Origin of the sequence: Nocardia aurantiaca (assembly GCF_009708175.1) — a bacterium.
Taxonomy (GTDB): Bacteria; Actinomycetota; Actinomycetes; order Mycobacteriales; family Mycobacteriaceae; genus Nocardia; species Nocardia aurantiaca.
The window spans coordinates 403987-419302 of the sequence record NZ_WMBB01000004.1 but is presented as its reverse complement, the minus strand read 5'-3'; the positions used below and the strand labels follow the sequence as shown (position 1 = coordinate 419302).

Here is a 15316-nt window from a genome sequence, read left to right as displayed (position 1 = left end):
TGACACAGTGCCGAAAGGCGCGCAGCGCCATCGGTTTCTGCCCGTCAACGGCCTGCGCATCCGTCCGGCCCTGAACAAGCAGGTGGTCATGGACGCGGTCGAGGCCGCCGACCTGACCCGGACCCTGCGCCCACGCCTGGCCATCCCGATCCACTACGCGTTCTCCAGCGGTCCCCTCGGCGATCGCATCATGACCAAGGGCGACCGGAACGGCGCGCGGCACTTCCGTGCCGCCGCGGCCGATCTCGCGCCGGAGACAATCGTGCAAATCCTTCCAACCGGACAATCATTCGCCCTGTAGAACACCGGTGGAGACCGCGTTGGCCGCGGTGGGGTCAAGATCGCGCGGAATCCCGTGCGCGGACGCACAATAGGGTTCCGGGCACGAAGGGCGTCCGGGGTGCGCAGGGAGACGCTGATGCCGGAGAAGTTTCCGTCGCCCGCGGGGTGGACTCCGCCGGGCGCAGAGTTTCGCAGTAGTGGAGGCGCTTCGCGGACGGTGACCGGCATGCTGGCGGGGTTGATCCTGACCCCCGTCGGCATCGCACTCGCCGCGCGCGGCGCGGCCGGGACCAGGCAGTGGACGATTCTCGGGGATTTCGCCGACCGCGTCGGCTCTACCTTCGAGATCCTCGCCGCCGCGGTCGTGTTCCTCTTGGTGGCGGCCCTGGCCGCCTATTCCCCGGCGGGCACCATCATCGCCGGGCTGGTGTGGGGGGTGCTGCCCGGGATCATCCATGTCATCTTCCCGGACGACACCTTCCGCCTGATCGGCGACCTGCCGGTCTCCGACGACATGCATGTCGCGTTGTTCCAGTGGCTGCAAACGGGATTCCCGCTCATCGTGGGCATCCTGCTGGTGGGGGCGGGTGCAGCGGCGACCTTCCGCCGCCGCTGACCCGGTTCACCCCTTCACGCACAGCACCTGCCGCAGCGTGGCCACAATGTCGACCAGGTCGGACTGTGCCGCGATGACCTGGTCGATGTCCTTGTAGGCCGCGGGAATCTCGTCGATCACCCCGGCGTCCTTGCGCGACTCCACGCCCTCGGTCTGCGCGACCAGGTCGGCCACGGTGAACTGCCGCTTGGCCGCATTGCGGCTCATCCGGCGCCCGGCGCCGTGCGAGGCCGACTGGAACGAGGCCGGATTCCCCTTGCCCCGAACCACATACGAGCGCGTCCCCATCGACCCGGGAATCAGCGCGAGATCACCCGCTCCCGCCCGTACCGCGCCCTTGCGGGTGACGAGCATGGGTATGCCGTCGATGACCTCCTCGGCCACATAGTTGTGGTGGCAGGAGATGGGATTGTCGAATCGCACGGTCTGCCCATGAAATTCGTCGCGCACCGCCTTGCAGACCAGTGCCAGCATGACGGCGCGGTTGCGCGCCGCGTATTCCTGCGCCCAGGTCAGATCACGCCGGTAGGCGTTCATTTCGGGTGTCCCGGAAAGGAATACCGCGAGATCGCGGTCCGGCAGATCCGCATTGTGCGGCAGCGTGCGTGCCACGGACATGTGCCGCTCGGCGAGTTCCTTGCCGATATTGCGGCTCCCGGAGTGCAGCAGGATCCAGACGCGCTGCTCCGAATCCAGGCATACCTCGCAGAAGTGATTTCCTCCGCCCAGCGTTCCCATCTGCTTGTGCGCCTTGGATTCCCGCGCCTGTACGCCCGAATCCAGCGATTCGAACGCCTTCCAGAAACGCTCCCACCCCGCCCGCAGCGTGGTGCCCGCCGCGCGCTGGCCGAAAACCTCGGCGTTCAATCGGTTCACGTTCACCGGATCGCCGTGTGCCGCGAAGCCGACCGGCACGGCCGCCTCGATCCGCGACCGCAGCGAGTGCAGGTTGTCGGGCAGGTCGGCCGCCGTCAGCGAGGTGAGCACGGCCTCCATTCCGCAGCCGATGTCCACCCCGACCGCCGCGGGCGCGACGGCGTCCCGCATGGCGATGACCGATCCGACCGTGGCCCCCTTGCCCAGGTGTACGTCCGGCATCACCCGTACGCCGTGCACCCACTCCAGTTGCGCGATATTGCGCAGCTGCCGCAGCGCGGCCGGTTCGACCTCGTGCTCGTGGGCCCACATGAGCGTCTGCGCCCGAGTACCGCGCAGCTCGACGGGAAACATGGGACTGTCCTTCCTCTCGACTGCCGTCCACGGTAGGTGGACCGGCCGTTCCGGTGCACCGCATTATTCGGCGGTCCGGGTTGGGCGAAATCGGCCGACGGACCGCACGGCTTCCAGGAACGTTGCGGCGGACATGGTTCCGTGTGGTCGATGTCCTCAGCCGCGGTATTTCACGGCGACATCGGTGAAAGGTTCGTGCAATTCGCACCGGGCCGAGGTGTCGGAGAGGCAACCGGTCGGCAGATGGTGCATCAAATCGTGCGGGTGGCGAGCGCGCGGGCATCGCGGAACCATGCGGGCTGGACGCCCTTGTGTCAGTTCATTCCGCGGTATTTCCTCGATTTCACACAGGTGTGTGATCCACCCTTCTCGGCTACCGATCAGCGCGCGCGGAGCCCGTCCGCGATGACGGCGAAGGTGCGGTCGCGCAGCCCGGGATCGGCCCCCGCCTCATGGACCGCCAGGAATACCCCCTTGATGATGGCCAGCAGATCGTCCACGGTGATCTCCGGACGCACCGCCCCGGCCTGCTGGGCGCGCGAAAGCAGAATGCCCAGGGCCTCTTTCAAATCGTCCGACACCGTGCGCGGATATTCGCCGCCACCGGTTCGGAGCGCGTCGGCCAGATCCCGTTTGAGGCTGCCGCCGAGGACCAGCCGCTCCAGGAATTCGAAGAACACCGCCCCCGGATCCTCGGCCCCGGTCAGTTCGCGTGCGTGCGCGGTGATCTTCTCGACCTGATCCAGGATGGCCGCCTCGAAAAGCGCCTCCTTGGTGGGGAAGTGGCGGTACACCGTGCCCGCCCCGACGCCGGCCCGCCGTGCGATCTCGTCGAGCGGTACCGAGATGCCTTCGGCCGCAAAGGCTTCCTGGGCGGCGGCCAGGACCCGCTCGCGATTGCGGCGGGCATCGGCGCGCAGGGGGCGGTTCGTCACGTCCGACAGCCTACCGACCCATTGACAACCGGGGCGATCGCCCCGAATATTAACCGGGTCCAACGTTCCGTTTTTGGAGGCCCCTGTGTCCACTTCCATCGAAACCCCTCGTGACCTCGTCGAACGCCTCTTCCTCGGCTTGCCCTCGCGCGATGCCGACCGGTTCGCCGCGCTGCTCGCCCCGGATGTCCTCTTCGAGATCCCATTCCCGATTCCGGGTGAGCCGACCCGGATCGAGGGTCGTGAGCGGGTTCGCGAGTACCTCGCCTCGCGCTGGTCGGCCATGCCCGATATCGAGATCCACGGCATCCGCCCCGATATCCACGCGACTACCGACCCGGAACTCTTCGTGGTCGAGAACGACATCGACATCACCCGCCCGGGTGGGGGGCGGGGCTGGTTTCGCAGCTCCGTCAATGTGATTCGCGTGCGGAACGGCCTGGTCACGCTCTTCCGTGACTACATGGACACCGGTCGGATCCTGGCTGTGCGGCAGGCGAGGCAGGGCTGATGTGACCTCTCTCACCTATTCGGTCGTCGACTAATAGTTAGTGCATTAACTATTGTTGCGCTAACCAAGATGATCGAGGAGGGCCGACCGGTGGAGTTGGAGGTCGAGGACCCGCTGCGGCTGGACCGGCAAGTGTGCTTCGCGCTGGCCGTCGCCAATCGGGCGGTGCTGGCGGTGTATCGGCCGCTGCTCGAGCCGATGGGTCTGACTCATCCGCAGTATCTGGTGATGCTGGCGCTGTGGGGTGAGGCGCCGATGTCGGTCAAGGACATCGGCGAGGCCATCCAGCTCGATTCCCCGACGCTCTCGCCGCTGCTCAAGCGGCTGGAGTCGGCGGGACTCATCACCCGGCGGCGCGACAGCCACGACGAACGCAATCTGGTCGTGGATCTGACCGAGGCCGGGCGTGAGCTGCGTGCGGAGGCCGAGAGGATTCCGCCCGCCGTGGTGGCGCGCTTGGGGGTGAGCCTGGCCGATCTCGAGGAACTGCGCGAGGTGCTCGAGCGGGTCAATACGGCAGCGCGACGATCGGTCTTGGCGGACGGCGAGCAGGCCGGATCGAAGAAGGGAAACCGGAAATGAAGCGCCCCAACCCTATTCAGTGGCTCGGCTACTCGTACGGGCGCGTGTTGCCCGAGGATCTGCGGGAGTGGGTGCGCAATGACCTCACCGGCCAGTGGGCGGTGCCGCGGCACATCGTGCGCCAGCTGGTGCCGCTGATTCCGCTGTTCGCTCTGGCGCTCCTGCTTCCGGGAGAGTTGTGGCTGAAGCTGGCGGTGATCCTGCTCGGCATGCTGCTGGCGCTGTTCTACATCGTGGCCTACATGCCGATGAATCGGGCACACCGGCTGATGAAGCACGGATTCCCCGAGGATCTGGAGAACCCGACCCGGGCCGCCCGCCGGGCCGCCGAACGCGCGGCCTACGAGGCCCAGTACCCGCACTGAGCCTGGCACCGAGAGCCCCGCTACTGCCCGTTCTCGGCGCAGGCGCTGGCGACCACGTGGGCGGCGCGCGGCTGCGCGCTGCCCAGATCGGGGAACGGGGGAGAGCTCTGGCCGAGGCCGGTGACGGCGTTCTGTTCGGCCTCGTCGAGGCTCGCGCCGAGGGCCCAACCCCAGGCGCCGTCGGCGCCCTGGGCGACGGCGCCGCAGCCGCCGGTGAAGCGGAGCACGATCTCGCAGTCGTAGCTGGCGCAGTCGCGAATCGCGGCGGCGTCGGCGGCGACCTTGCTGGTGCCGGTGTCGGCGACCGCCGAGTTCTTCAGTCGGGACAGGGCCAGCGTGCCGTAGGACTGCGGTGCGGCGCCGGCGGATCCGGCCAGCGCCGCGGCGAGGGCCATGGCCGCGGTGAGCGCGGCTATCCCCGTGGTGAATCGGACACAGTCTGTCGCCGAGGTGGTGAGGCGTGCAACCGGCAAGAGAATTCCTGACGTTTCAGATATGCGAACGCAGGTGATGCTAACCGGTCGCCCCGTGAACTCACGGGGAATTTCGGACGACCGGTGCGCACGCCAGGGCCCGACGCAGGGCGGTGAACGCGGTTGCATTGGCGCGCTGGGTTTCTCGCAGATGCAAGGCCATGGACATGAACCCGTGTACAGTGCCGTTCCAGCGATGGATCTCGGTTTCGACTCCCGCCTTGCGCAGCCGTTGTCCGTAGGCTTCGCCCTCGTCGCGCAGCGGATCGAATTCGGCGGTGGCGATGTGGGCGGGCGGGAGGCCGGACAGGTCGGCGATGGTGGGATTGGCGTAGGGGTTGGCTTTCTCGGCATCCGAGAACAGGTATTGCTCCCAGTACCAACGCAGATGGGCCGCCGTCGTGAAGTAGCCCTCGGCATTGTCGGCGTAGGACCGGCTGTCGCAGCGCGGGTCCAGCATCGGGTACATGAGCAGCTGGAAGGCGACGTCCGGTCCGCCGTTGTCACGCGCGGTGATGGCGGCGACGGTGGCGAGATTGCCGCCCGCGCTGTCTCCGGCTACCGCGACGCGGGCGGGATCGCCACCCAGGGACTCGGCATTGTCGGCGATCCAGCGCAGCACCGCGTAGGCGTCGTCGGCCGCGGCCGGGAACCGCGCGTCGGGTGCGCGGCGGTAGTCGACCGAGGCCACGATGACCCCGGCCTCATTGGCCATGGTGCGGCAGAAGCGATCGTGAGAGTCCAAGCCGCACAGCACGAATCCGCCGCCGTGGTAGAAGACCACCACGGCCGGAACGGGTTCGGCGTCCAGCGGTCGGTACAGGCGCACCGCTACCTCGGGTGCGTCGTCGGGGCCCGGAACCAGCCATTCCTCCACTCCCGCGACGGGAATCGGATCGATGGCGGCGGCAGGACGGGCGGCCAGGAAGGCCCGCGCTTCGGCGGCGTCGAGCACCTCGGTGCCCAGCGCCGGGAACGCCGCGGTAGCAACGTCGACGAAGGTCTGCCATTCGGGAGACAGGGGCATTGCGGGCCTTCCTGGATCGCGCTGTCTTACCGCATGTTCCGCGGGATGAACTTGCCCGCGGCGAGCCCGCCGTCGACGGTGACCTCGGCGCCGGTGATATAGGCGGCGGCATCGGAGGCGAGGAAGGCCACCAGTTCGGCGACCTCCTCGGGCAGGCCGGTGCGCTCCAGCGGCAGAGTCGGGAAGCTGCCGGGACCGGTGGTCAGGTACGGCACCATCGGGGTGGCGATCGGTCCGGGATGCACCGAATTGACCCGGATCCGGGTCGGGCCCAGCTCCAGAGCGGCGATCTTGGACAGGCCGCGCAGACCCCATTTGGAGGAGCCGTACGCGCTATGGTTCATCAGGCCCTCGAGCCCGGCCTGTGAGGAGATGTTCACAATCGAGCCGCCGCCGGCCGCGGCCATGGCGGGCATCACGGCCTTCATGCCGTGGAAGGCGCCGACCAGATTGACCTTCAGAATCCGTTCCAGCTCTTCGGCGCTGGTCTCGGTGAGCGGCTTCATGATGTAGATGGCCGCGTTGTTCACCAGCACGTCCAGCTTGCCGAAGGTGTCGACGGCGACCTTGACGGCGGCATCCCAGCTCTCGGCGTCGGTGACATCGTGGCGTACGAAACGTGCTGCGTCGCCCAGGGATTCGGCGAGCTGCTCGCCTTCGGTCTCGAGCACGTCGGTGACGACGACCTTGGCGCCGCGCTCCACGAACAGTCGCGCCTCGGCCGCGCCCTGGCCGCGGGCGGCGCCGGTGATCAGGGCGACTTTGCCTGTCAGATCCGACATTTCGACTTCTTTCTGTGTCGTCTACTTGTTGCGACGGTGCTATTCGGTGCGGAAGTGGGAATGAGTTTCTCGCCGCGATGCTGCCCACCCGTCCGGCCGCTTATGCCTAACCGGAATACAACTGCACCCAAAGCCTCAGGTCATCGGGATGTCTCAGTGGCCGGGACCACATCGTGCCGGCGTTCCGCATCCGGACTTAGCGTCGGTTGACGAGCAGAGGAAGGACGGATTCGGTGGGACAGCTGGACGGCAAGGTAGCGCTGGTGACGGGTGGCGCCCGGGGCATGGGAGCGGAGCATGTACGCCGCTTCGTGGCCGAGGGCGCCAAGGTCGTGTTCGGTGATGTGCTGGACGAGGAGGGCAAGGCGCTCGCCGCCGAGCTCGGCGCCGCCGTCCACTACGTGCACCACGACGTGACCAGTGAAAGTGACTGGCAGGCAGCGGTTTCCGAGGCGACCACCAGGTTCGGAAAGCTGGACGTGCTCATCAACAATGCCGGCATCCTGCGGTTCAAGCGCATCGTGGAGATGAGCCTGGACGAGTTCACGACCATCATGAACATCAACGTCACCGGCGCTTTCCTCGGCATCAGGACCGCCGCGCCCGCGCTCACCGCCGCCGGCGGCGGGTCCATCGTGAATGTCTCCTCGGTGGAGGGCTTCGTCGGTGCGGCCGGTCTGTCCGCCTACAGCGCGAGCAAGTTCGCGGTGCGCGGGCTCACCAAGTCCGCCGCCCGGGAGCTGGGGCATTCGGGTATCCGGGTGAACTCCATTCATCCCGGCGGCATCGCCACCCCCATGACCGCGTCCGTGGCGGGCGCGTCCGGGGTGGATGGCAACACCTTCTTCTCCGAATTGCCGATTCCGCGCTGGGGTCAGCCGGCCGAGGTCTCCGAGGTGGCGTTGTTCCTGGCCTCGGACGGCTCGAGCTACTGCACCGGCGGCGAATTCGTCGTCGACGGCGGCATGCTGACCAGCTGCGGCTATTAAGGATCGAGATTCATGGAATTCCAATTCGACGTCGTTGTCGTGGGTTCCGGCGCGGCGGGCATGACCGCCGCGCTGACCGCCGCTTACCGCGGGCTGTCGGTGACACTCATCGAGAAGAGCCGCCTGTTCGGCGGCTCCACCGCGCGCTCCGGCGGCGGCATCTGGGTGCCCAACAACCCGGTGCTACAGGCCGCGGGCGTGCCCGACAGCCCGGAACTCGCCCGCACCTATCTGAAAGCCGTTGTCGGCGAACGGGTTCCGGAGGCGAAGCAGCGTGCTTTCCTGGAGCACGGCCCGGAGATGTTCCGTTACATCGGCGCTCGCTCCCGGCACTGGGAGTTCGCCTACGACCGCGGCTACTCCGACTACCACCCCGAATTCCCGGGCGGCCTGGCGCAAGGCCGCAGCATCGAGCCCAAGCCGATCGACGGCCGACTGCTGGGCGGGGACCTGCACAAGATCAACCAGCCGACCATGTCCGCGCCCAAGGGCATCGCCATTACGGTCAAGGACTTCCACGACCTGAACATGATCGCCCGCACCTGGGCCGGCAAGAAGACCGCCATGAAGGTCGGCGCGCAGACCGCCCTCAACCTGATCAAGGGCGCGAAGCCGCTCAGCCTGGGCAAGGCGCTGGCCGCCCGGCTGTGGCTGTCGCTGCGGGACGCGGGTGTGCCGGTGTGGCTGAACACGCCGCTCACCGACCTGATCGTGGAGGGCGACACCGTGGTCGGCATTCGCGCCGAGCACCAGGGCCGTCCGGTGACCATCAGGGCGCGCCGCGGCGTGGTGCTGGCGGCGGGTGGCTTCGAGCACAACCTGGAGATGCGCGAGCGGTACATCGACGGGCCGCAGAACACCGGCTGGACCGTCGGCGCGACCGACAATGTCGGCGAAGGCATCGTGGCTGGTCAGAAGGTCGGCGCGGCCGTCGATCTCATGGATGACGCCTGGTGGGGTCCGTCCGTGCGCAATCCCGACGGGCCGCCGTTCTTCATGCTGGCCGAGCGCTCGCAGCCGGGTGCGATCGTGGTCAATGCGAAAGGCGAGCGCTTCGTCAACGAGTCCGCGCCGTACGTGAATGTCGTGCACACCATGTACGAGGAAGAGAAGAAGGTGCCGGGCAGCATTCCAGCGCACTTCATCTTCGACCAGAACTTCCGCGACCGGTATCTGTTCCTGGGCAACTTCCCCAAGCGGCCGCTGCCCCGGAAGTACTTCGACGCCGGAATCATCAAGCAGGCCGACACCCTTGCCGAACTCGCGGACAAACTGGGCGTTGCGGCCGAGACGCTGACCGCCACTGTCGAGCGCTTCAACTGCTTCGCCCGCAAGGGCCGCGACGAGGACTTCCAACGCGGCGACTCGGCCTACGACCGCTACTACGGCGACCCGACCGTCAAGCCCAACCCGACCCTGGCCCCGCTCGAGCGCGGCCCGTTCTACGCGGTCGAGATGGTGCCGGGTGACCTGGGCACCAAGGGTGGGCTGGTCACCGACGAGCACGCCCGTGTGCTGAACGACCAGGGCGAGGTCATTCGCGGTCTGTACGCGGCGGGCAACAACTCCGCCGCGGTCATGGGCAACGACTACGCCGGCGCGGGCGCCACCATCGGACCCGCCATGGTGTTCGGCTACATCGCGGCCAACCACCTGGCGGACGCGGAATCCGCAGCGGCACAGGAGAACTGATATGGGACGGGTTGATTCGAAGGTCGTCGTCGTCACCGGCGGTGCGCGCGGCATGGGGGCGGCCTTCGCTCGCAAGCTCGCCGCCGAGGGGGCGAAGGTGGTGATCACCGATGTGCTCGCCGACGCCGGACAGGCCGTTGCCGCCGAAATCGGTGACGCCGCAAGGTTCTTCCCGCTCGACGTGACCGACGAGGCCGCCTGGAACCACGTGGTCGCGCAGACCGAGTCGGCCTTCGGGCCGGTCTCCGGCCTGGTCAACAACGCGGGCATCGTGCACGTCGACCCGATCGAGAAGCTCTCGGAAGCCGACTACCGCACAGTGATCGACGTCAACCAGGTCGGCGTGTTCCTGGGCATGAAGGCCGTGATCGGGTCCATGCGCCGGGCCGGGGTGGGTTCCATTGTGAACATCTCCTCGACGGGCGGCCTGATCGGCTACTCCAACATCCTGGGCTACGTGGCCTCCAAGTGGGCCGTGCGCGGCATGACCAAAACGGCCGCGCAGGAATTCGCGGCCGACAATGTCCGCGTCAACTCCGTGCATCCGGGCATCGTGGCGACCGACATGGTCGCGGCCTCCGCGCGTTCGGCGGATATCGCGGCCAATCAGCCCATCGCCCGCCCGGCGACCCCCGAGGAACTCGCCAATCTGGTGCTGTTCCTCATCTCCGACGACTCCTCCTACAGCACCGGCTCGGAATTCATCGCCGACGGCGGCTTCACCACCGAGTAAGGCGTCGGCCACCCGGACTCCTCGGGTTCTCGGGGGACGCCCCTGCGAACTCCTCGAGCGTAATCGCGAAGCGAGACAAGGAAACACTTATGAAGGACTTCCACGGCAAGGTCGCCGTCATCACCGGTGCGGGAGCGGGCATCGGCCGGGCGCTGGCCCTGGAGCTGGCCCGCAACGGTGCGCAACTCGCGCTGTCCGGGCGCAATCTCGACAATGTCGCGGAGACCGCGGCGCTGTGTGAGAAAGAGGGCGCCAAGGCTCGCGCCTACCGACTGGACGTGGTCGACCGGGCGGCCGTCTACGCCCACGCCGACGAGGTGGTGGCCGATTTCGGCAAGGTCAATGCCGTGATCAACAATGCGGGCGTCTCGCTGACAGCCAATATCGAGGAAGTCTCGTGGGAAGATCTCGAATGGATCTTCGGCATCAACTACTGGGGAACCCTGCACGGTGTGAAGGCGTTTCTGCCGCATGTGATCGCCTCCGGTGACGGGCACGTCGCCAATGTCTCCAGCATGTTCGGCCTGGTGGCCTGCCCGAGCCAGGGTGGCTACAGCTCCTCCAAGTACGCGATGCACGCCATCAGCGACGCGCTGCGTCAGGAGATGATCATCGCCGGTCACAATGTGGGCGTCTCCAGCATCCACCCCGGCATGATCAAGACCGAGATCGCCTGGAAGGCGCGCGCCGCCGCCACCCGCGACCGCGACGACCTGGCCGCCAACTTCGACCGCCTGGCCCAGACCAGCCCCGAGGACTGCGCCAAGACCATCGTCAACGGCATTCGGAAGAACAAGCCGCTCATCCTGATCGGCAAGGACGCCAAAGCCATGAACCTCATGCGCCGCCTGCTCGGCTCGGGCTACATGAAGCCGCTGACCGCCCAGATGCGCAAGGAGATCTGACCGACGCCCCGGAGCTCCCGTTGTCCCGGTGCGTTCCGCACCCGGACACGAACCGAGGGCGAGTGGGTGGGTCAGGCATGCCTCCGTCATGCCCGTACGAGCCCCGCACCGAACGGTGCGGGGCTGGCTGTCGTAGCGTGATCTGATTGCTGTGAGCCGCAAACTTCCGATCGTTCCGATGACCGATCCGCCGCAGACGCCGGCGTAACCGGCGATCGCGCACCGATACCGCCGGGCGGGCGGCCCGGCGCCGGGGAACTGATCAGGCCGGGTCGCGCAGTCGCTGTTTGAGCACCTTGCCACCAGCATTGCGCGGCAGGCTGTCGACGAAGGTGATCTCCCGCGGCACCTTGTAGCCGGCCATGCGGCTGCGCGACCACTCGATAATGGTGGCCGGATCCGCCGCTGCCCCGTCGGCGGGGACCACGACCGCGCGGCCGACCTCGCCGAGCCGGTCGTCGGGGATGCCGATCACCGCGACATCGTCGATATCCGGGTGCTGCATCAGGACTCGCTCGATCTCGGCCGGATAGGCGTTGAATCCGCCGACGATGAACATGTCCTTGAGCCGGTCGGTGATGCGCAGATAGCCGTCGCCGTCGAGGGTTCCGACGTCCCCGGTGTGCAGGTAGCCGTCTTCGTCGATGACGGCGGCAGTGGCCTCCGGATCGTCGAGGTAGCCGAGCATGACATTCGGCCCCTTGACGGTGATCTCGCCGGGCTCGCCCGCCTCCACCGGCTTGCCGTCGCCGTCGAGGATGCGGATCTCACTGCTGCGCAGCGCTTTTCCCACGGCGCCCGCGACCAGTTCGGTGGGGGCGTCCGGCGGGCAGATGGAGACGACGCCGATCGATTCGGTGAGGCCGTAGGCGGTGAAGACGTAGGGGATCCGCAGGTCCTCGCGGATACGGCGGACCAGTTCGGTGGGGATGGTCGCGCCGCCGGTACCCGCCAGGCGGAGGGAGCCGAGCATGTAGTTGTCATGGTCGGCGGCCAGTAGGTCGGTGAAAAGCGTTGGGGGACCAACCAGTACCGTGATGCGTTCGCAGTCGATGAGTTGCAGCGCGCGGGCGGTGTCGAAGCGTTCCATCGGCACCATGGTGGCGGTGCGCAGCAGGCAGGCCAGAATGCCCGCCTTGTATCCGAAGGTGTGCGAGAACGGATTCACCAGCAGATACCGGTCGCCGGGGCGCAGGGTCACCGCCTCGGCCCACTGGGAGAACACTTCCAGGCTCTGCCGATGGGTGCAGAGCACGCCCTTGGGCGCACCGGTGGTGCCGGAGGTGAACAGGATGTCGGAGATGGAATCCGGCTCGATCTCGGCCATGCGCTCCTGCGCCGACTGCGGCCCGATCACGATGCCGCGGGCCAGGAATCCCTCCCACGAGCTGATGGCCCAGTCCGCGTCACCCTCGCCGCGGGCGTCGTCGAGCAGGATCAGATGCTCCAGATCCGGTAGCGGACGGCCGGATTCGGCGAGCATGCGCGGATAGTCCAGACCGAGGAACTCCTGCACCGTGCACACCACCCGGGCGTGGCCGCGCGCCAGCACCTCCGCGGTTTCCGCCCCGCGCAACCGGGTGCTGATCGGCACCAAAGTCGCGCCCGCGCTGAGCATTCCGAGCGCGGTCACGATCCAGCGCACGCTGTTGGGGGCCCAGATCCCGACCCGATCGCCGACCTCGAGACCGGAGGCCATGGCGGCCCGCGTCACCGCGGCGACCTCCTCGGCCAGTTCGCCGAACGTGAGCCGCCCGGCCGGTCCGGCAATGGCCACCGCGTCCGGATACCGCCGCGCCCGCTCCGCCACCAGGGCCGGAATGGTTGTCACGGGTCCGACCGCTGAGCTTCCGCCCGAGTGCCGCCGATCCATTTCGCCCATCCTGCCCCAGGCTCCGAGGACCGATGCCCATTTTCGCCATGCCATCCCGCTGACCGGGCGTGCCATACGCATGCCCGCGAACGCGCCGACGTTCCGGTGATCGGGATGGGAGTTGGGGGTGGGAACGGTCACGCGGCACGCTCGATGCAGTGGTTCCGTCGGGGGGACGGGATATTGCCCGGCAGGCCGCTCGAGCAGCGGCAAAGCGCTGGAGTGCGGATGAATTCAGGATCTCGGAGGAGTGACATGACGGCCGGAACGGAGCTGGCGCAGCGGCTGGATCAGGGCGCGGTCACCGTTGTCGAACTCGACGGCGCGTGCGGACTGTCGCGGGACAAGATCGGCGGCAAGGCGTGGAGCATCGACCACATGCGGGCACTGGGTTTGCCGGTGCCGCCCGCCTTCGTCATTACCACCGACGGGTGGGCCGATTACACGCGGCGCGGCGCGATCGCCGACGAGATCTGGGCGCAGGTGCGTGAGGGCATCGCCATGATCGAGCGCGGCACCGGGCGGCGCTTCGGATCGGCGGAACGGCCGCTGCTGGTGTCGGTGCGCTCGGGCGCGGCCATTTCCATGCCCGGCATGATGGACACCGTCCTGAACCTCGGCATGACCGATGCGGTGCGGCAGGCGCTGGCGGCCGAGACTCGCAATTCGGCCTACGCCGAGAACACCCGGCGGCGGTTCGTGCACCAGTACCGCGAGACGGTGCTCGGCGACGAGAGCGGTGTGGTCCCGGCCGACCCGTGGGAGCAGCTGCGCGGCGCGGTCGAGGCCGTGTTCCGGTCCTGGGATTCCGCGCGCGCCAGAACCTATCGCGCCAATCGCGGCGTGCCAGACACCCTCGGCACCGCGGTCACCGTGCAGGCCATGGTATTCGGCAATCTCGACGAATCATCCGGCACCGGAGTGCTTTTCAGCCGCAACCCCAACACCGGCGACGGACCCGTCTACGGCGAGTGGCTGGTCGGCGGGCAGGGCGAGGACGTCGTGTCCGGCCGTCTCACCCCGCGTCCCCTCGATGACCTGGCGGCCACCCAGCCCGCGGTGCACGAGCGGCTCATCGCCGCCGCGCAGTTGCTGGAGCGCGATGGCCGCGACATCCAGGACGTGGAGTTCACCGTCGAATCCGGCACCCTGTGGCTGCTGCAGTCGCGCTCGGCCAAGCGCTCGGCCCGAGCCGCGGTGCGTGCCGCGGTCGTCATGGCAGAGGAGGGGCTGATCAGCGCCGACGAGGCCCTGGACCGGGTCACCGCCGAGCAGGTGCGCGAGGTGCTGCGCCCGGCCTCCGGTGACACCGGCGGCCACATGCCGCTGGCACGCGGCGAATCCGCCTGTCCCGGATTGGCTTCCGGCGTGGTCGTCACCGATCCCGAGGAGGCGGAGGCGCGCGCGGAGGCGGGGGAGGACGTCATCCTGGTGCGCCCCACCACCAGCCCCGACGACCTGCACGGCATGATCGCGGCGCGGGCCATCGTCACCGAATTGGGCGGCACCACTTCCCATGCCGCGTTGGTGAGCCGTGAACTGGGCCGCCCGTGCGTGGTCGGCTGCGGGCCCGGCGTCGTCGACACGCTCACCGGCAGAACCGTCACCGTCGACGGCGGGGCCGGGCTCGTGCTGCCGGGCGAAGTCGTCGCCAAGCCGGTCGAACAGGCAGTGCTCGACGACGTCCACCAGCTCGCCCAGTGGGCGGGTGTCGACAGCGCGCGGCTGGCCGATCGCCTCGAGCAGCGCGGCGCCGCTCCCGAAGACGCTGAGCAGGAGGAGGTTCCCGTGAACGCTCCCGTCACCGAACTGGCCGTACTGCGCCTGATCGGCATCAAGGGCCGGGTGAACGCCGACAACCTGGCCGCCAGCCTCCTCGCCGAGGCCGCCGAAATCGCCGCCTGCTGTGAGGGTTTGGTGGCGGCGGGCTACTGCGCGACCACGCCTGCCGGTTTCCGGATCACCCCCGAGGGCCGCTCCCGCCTGGAGCAGCTCCTCGCCGAGGAGCGTCGAACCGTCGACCCGGCCGCCATGACCACCGCCTACGACGAGTTCTGCGTCTTCAACGCCGACCTCAAGGTCATCATCACCGACTGGCAGATGAAGGACCCGGCCACCGTCAACGACCATGCCGACACCGACTACGACGCCGGGGTCCTGGCCCGCCTCGACGACGCTCACCACCGCCTGCGCGCCCTCATCGCCCGCCTCGGTGACCTGGCTCCCCGCCTGTCCCGCTACCTGGACCGCCTGGACCGGGCCGTCGAGCGCATCGCCGAGGGCGACCACACCTACGTGGCACGCCCCATCATGGACAGCTA

Annotated in this window: 15 protein-coding genes and 1 pseudogene; 10 read left to right on the top strand and 6 right to left on the bottom strand. The window is 68.1% G+C overall.

Annotated features, from left to right (window positions below; translation table 11 throughout):
* The first annotated feature begins 7 nt into the window (after window positions 1-7).
* Together GLP40_RS10705 and GLP40_RS10700 are read left to right on the top strand one after the other, a co-directional pair.
* A complete protein-coding gene (locus tag GLP40_RS10705; RefSeq protein WP_154787659.1) occupies window positions 8-301 on the top strand; it encodes an MBL fold metallo-hydrolase in 294 nt (97 codons plus the stop codon).
* 207 nt (window positions 302-508) lie between these two features.
* Window positions 509-898 carry a hypothetical protein gene (locus GLP40_RS10700; RefSeq protein WP_230329426.1) on the top strand — a complete coding sequence of 130 codons (390 nt, stop codon included), beginning with the start codon at window positions 509-511 and terminating at the stop codon, window positions 896-898.
* 6 nt (window positions 899-904) lie between these two features.
* Here the strand turns inward: GLP40_RS10700 and GLP40_RS10695 are convergent, their stop codons facing one another.
* A complete protein-coding gene (locus tag GLP40_RS10695) occupies window positions 905-2128 on the bottom strand; it encodes an RtcB family protein (protein WP_154787657.1) in 1224 nt (407 codons plus the stop codon).
* A gap of 380 nt (window positions 2129-2508) precedes the next feature.
* The gene (locus GLP40_RS10690; protein ID WP_328289975.1) at window positions 2509-3063 is read right to left on the bottom strand and encodes a TetR/AcrR family transcriptional regulator; all 555 of its coding nucleotides are present in this window, start codon (window positions 3061-3063) and stop codon (window positions 2509-2511) included.
* 85 nt (window positions 3064-3148) lie between these two features.
* Here GLP40_RS10690 and GLP40_RS10685 point away from each other — a divergent pair, with 85 nt between their 5' ends.
* The 3 genes from GLP40_RS10685 to GLP40_RS10675 all read left to right on the top strand — a co-directional run bounded on the left by GLP40_RS10685 (window position 3149) and on the right by GLP40_RS10675 (window position 4521).
* The gene (locus GLP40_RS10685) at window positions 3149-3574 is read left to right on the top strand and encodes a nuclear transport factor 2 family protein (RefSeq protein ID WP_196054609.1); all 426 of its coding nucleotides are present in this window, start codon (window positions 3149-3151) and stop codon (window positions 3572-3574) included.
* 69 nt (window positions 3575-3643) lie between these two features.
* Window positions 3644-4156: a MarR family winged helix-turn-helix transcriptional regulator gene (locus GLP40_RS10680; protein WP_154787654.1), complete on the top strand. Its 513-nt coding sequence runs from the start codon at window positions 3644-3646 to the stop codon at window positions 4154-4156.
* Window positions 4153-4521 carry a DUF5313 family protein gene (locus tag GLP40_RS10675; protein ID WP_154787653.1) on the top strand — a complete coding sequence of 123 codons (369 nt, stop codon included), beginning with the start codon at window positions 4153-4155 and terminating at the stop codon, window positions 4519-4521. Before GLP40_RS10680 ends, GLP40_RS10675 begins: the two co-directional genes overlap by 4 nt.
* Window positions 4522-4541: 20 nt before the next feature.
* On the opposite strand, the gene GLP40_RS10670 is transcribed toward GLP40_RS10675, so the two are convergent.
* The 3 genes from GLP40_RS10670 to GLP40_RS10660 form a co-directional block, all read right to left on the bottom strand.
* Window positions 4542-4994 carry a DUF4189 domain-containing protein gene (locus tag GLP40_RS10670; protein ID WP_230329425.1) on the bottom strand — a complete coding sequence of 151 codons (453 nt, stop codon included), beginning with the start codon at window positions 4992-4994 and terminating at the stop codon, window positions 4542-4544.
* A gap of 61 nt (window positions 4995-5055) precedes the next feature.
* Window positions 5056-6021, bottom strand: coding sequence for an alpha/beta hydrolase (locus tag GLP40_RS10665; protein ID WP_154787652.1), 966 nt, complete (start codon window positions 6019-6021; stop codon window positions 5056-5058).
* 26 nt (window positions 6022-6047) lie between these two features.
* Complete coding sequence (locus GLP40_RS10660; protein WP_154787651.1) at window positions 6048-6803, bottom strand: SDR family NAD(P)-dependent oxidoreductase; 756 nt, start codon at window positions 6801-6803, stop codon at window positions 6048-6050.
* Between the two features lie 233 nt (window positions 6804-7036).
* Here GLP40_RS10660 and GLP40_RS10655 point away from each other — a divergent pair, with 233 nt between their 5' ends.
* The 4 genes from GLP40_RS10655 to GLP40_RS10640 all read left to right on the top strand — a co-directional run bounded on the left by GLP40_RS10655 (window position 7037) and on the right by GLP40_RS10640 (window position 11122).
* Window positions 7037-7792: a glucose 1-dehydrogenase gene (locus GLP40_RS10655; RefSeq protein WP_328289974.1), complete on the top strand. Its 756-nt coding sequence runs from the start codon at window positions 7037-7039 to the stop codon at window positions 7790-7792.
* A gap of 12 nt (window positions 7793-7804) precedes the next feature.
* Window positions 7805-9484, top strand: a complete 1680-nt coding sequence (gene kstD, locus GLP40_RS10650; RefSeq protein ID WP_154787650.1) for a 3-oxosteroid 1-dehydrogenase — start codon at window positions 7805-7807, stop codon at window positions 9482-9484.
* Between the two features lies 1 nt (window position 9485).
* Window positions 9486-10217, top strand: coding sequence for a glucose 1-dehydrogenase (locus GLP40_RS10645; RefSeq protein WP_154787649.1), 732 nt, complete (start codon window positions 9486-9488; stop codon window positions 10215-10217).
* An 89-nt stretch (window positions 10218-10306) separates the two neighbouring features.
* Window positions 10307-11122 carry an SDR family NAD(P)-dependent oxidoreductase gene (locus tag GLP40_RS10640; RefSeq protein ID WP_154787648.1) on the top strand — a complete coding sequence of 272 codons (816 nt, stop codon included), beginning with the start codon at window positions 10307-10309 and terminating at the stop codon, window positions 11120-11122.
* 262 nt (window positions 11123-11384) lie between these two features.
* On the opposite strand, the gene GLP40_RS10635 is transcribed toward GLP40_RS10640, so the two are convergent.
* Window positions 11385-12953, bottom strand: coding sequence for a FadD3 family acyl-CoA ligase (locus GLP40_RS10635; RefSeq protein ID WP_328289973.1), 1569 nt, complete (start codon window positions 12951-12953; stop codon window positions 11385-11387).
* A gap of 297 nt (window positions 12954-13250) precedes the next feature.
* On the opposite strand from GLP40_RS10635, the pseudogene GLP40_RS33710 reads away from it, so the two are divergent.
* Window positions 13251-14798: pseudogene (locus GLP40_RS33710) on the top strand (pyruvate, phosphate dikinase); the annotation flags it as partial.
* Between the last annotated feature and the right edge of the window lie 518 nt (window positions 14799-15316).

What these genes read in the sequence shown, in the direction of transcription:
- GLP40_RS10700 (WP_230329426.1), top strand. Translation starts at nt 509, where the DNA reads ATGCTGGCGGGGTTGATCCTGACCCCCGTCGGCATCGCACTCGCCGCG.
- GLP40_RS10695 (WP_154787657.1), bottom strand. Translation starts at nt 2,128, where the DNA reads ATGTTTCCCGTCGAGCTGCGCGGTACTCGGGCGCAGACGCTCATGTGG.
- GLP40_RS10680 (WP_154787654.1), top strand. Translation starts at nt 3,644, where the DNA reads ATGATCGAGGAGGGCCGACCGGTGGAGTTGGAGGTCGAGGACCCGCTG.
- GLP40_RS10675 (WP_154787653.1), top strand. Translation starts at nt 4,153, where the DNA reads ATGAAGCGCCCCAACCCTATTCAGTGGCTCGGCTACTCGTACGGGCGC.
- GLP40_RS10665 (WP_154787652.1), bottom strand. Translation starts at nt 6,021, where the DNA reads ATGCCCCTGTCTCCCGAATGGCAGACCTTCGTCGACGTTGCTACCGCG.
- GLP40_RS10660 (WP_154787651.1), bottom strand. Translation starts at nt 6,803, where the DNA reads ATGTCGGATCTGACAGGCAAAGTCGCCCTGATCACCGGCGCCGCCCGC.
- kstD (WP_154787650.1), top strand. Translation starts at nt 7,805, where the DNA reads ATGGAATTCCAATTCGACGTCGTTGTCGTGGGTTCCGGCGCGGCGGGC.
- GLP40_RS10645 (WP_154787649.1), top strand. Translation starts at nt 9,486, where the DNA reads ATGGGACGGGTTGATTCGAAGGTCGTCGTCGTCACCGGCGGTGCGCGC.
- GLP40_RS10640 (WP_154787648.1), top strand. Translation starts at nt 10,307, where the DNA reads ATGAAGGACTTCCACGGCAAGGTCGCCGTCATCACCGGTGCGGGAGCG.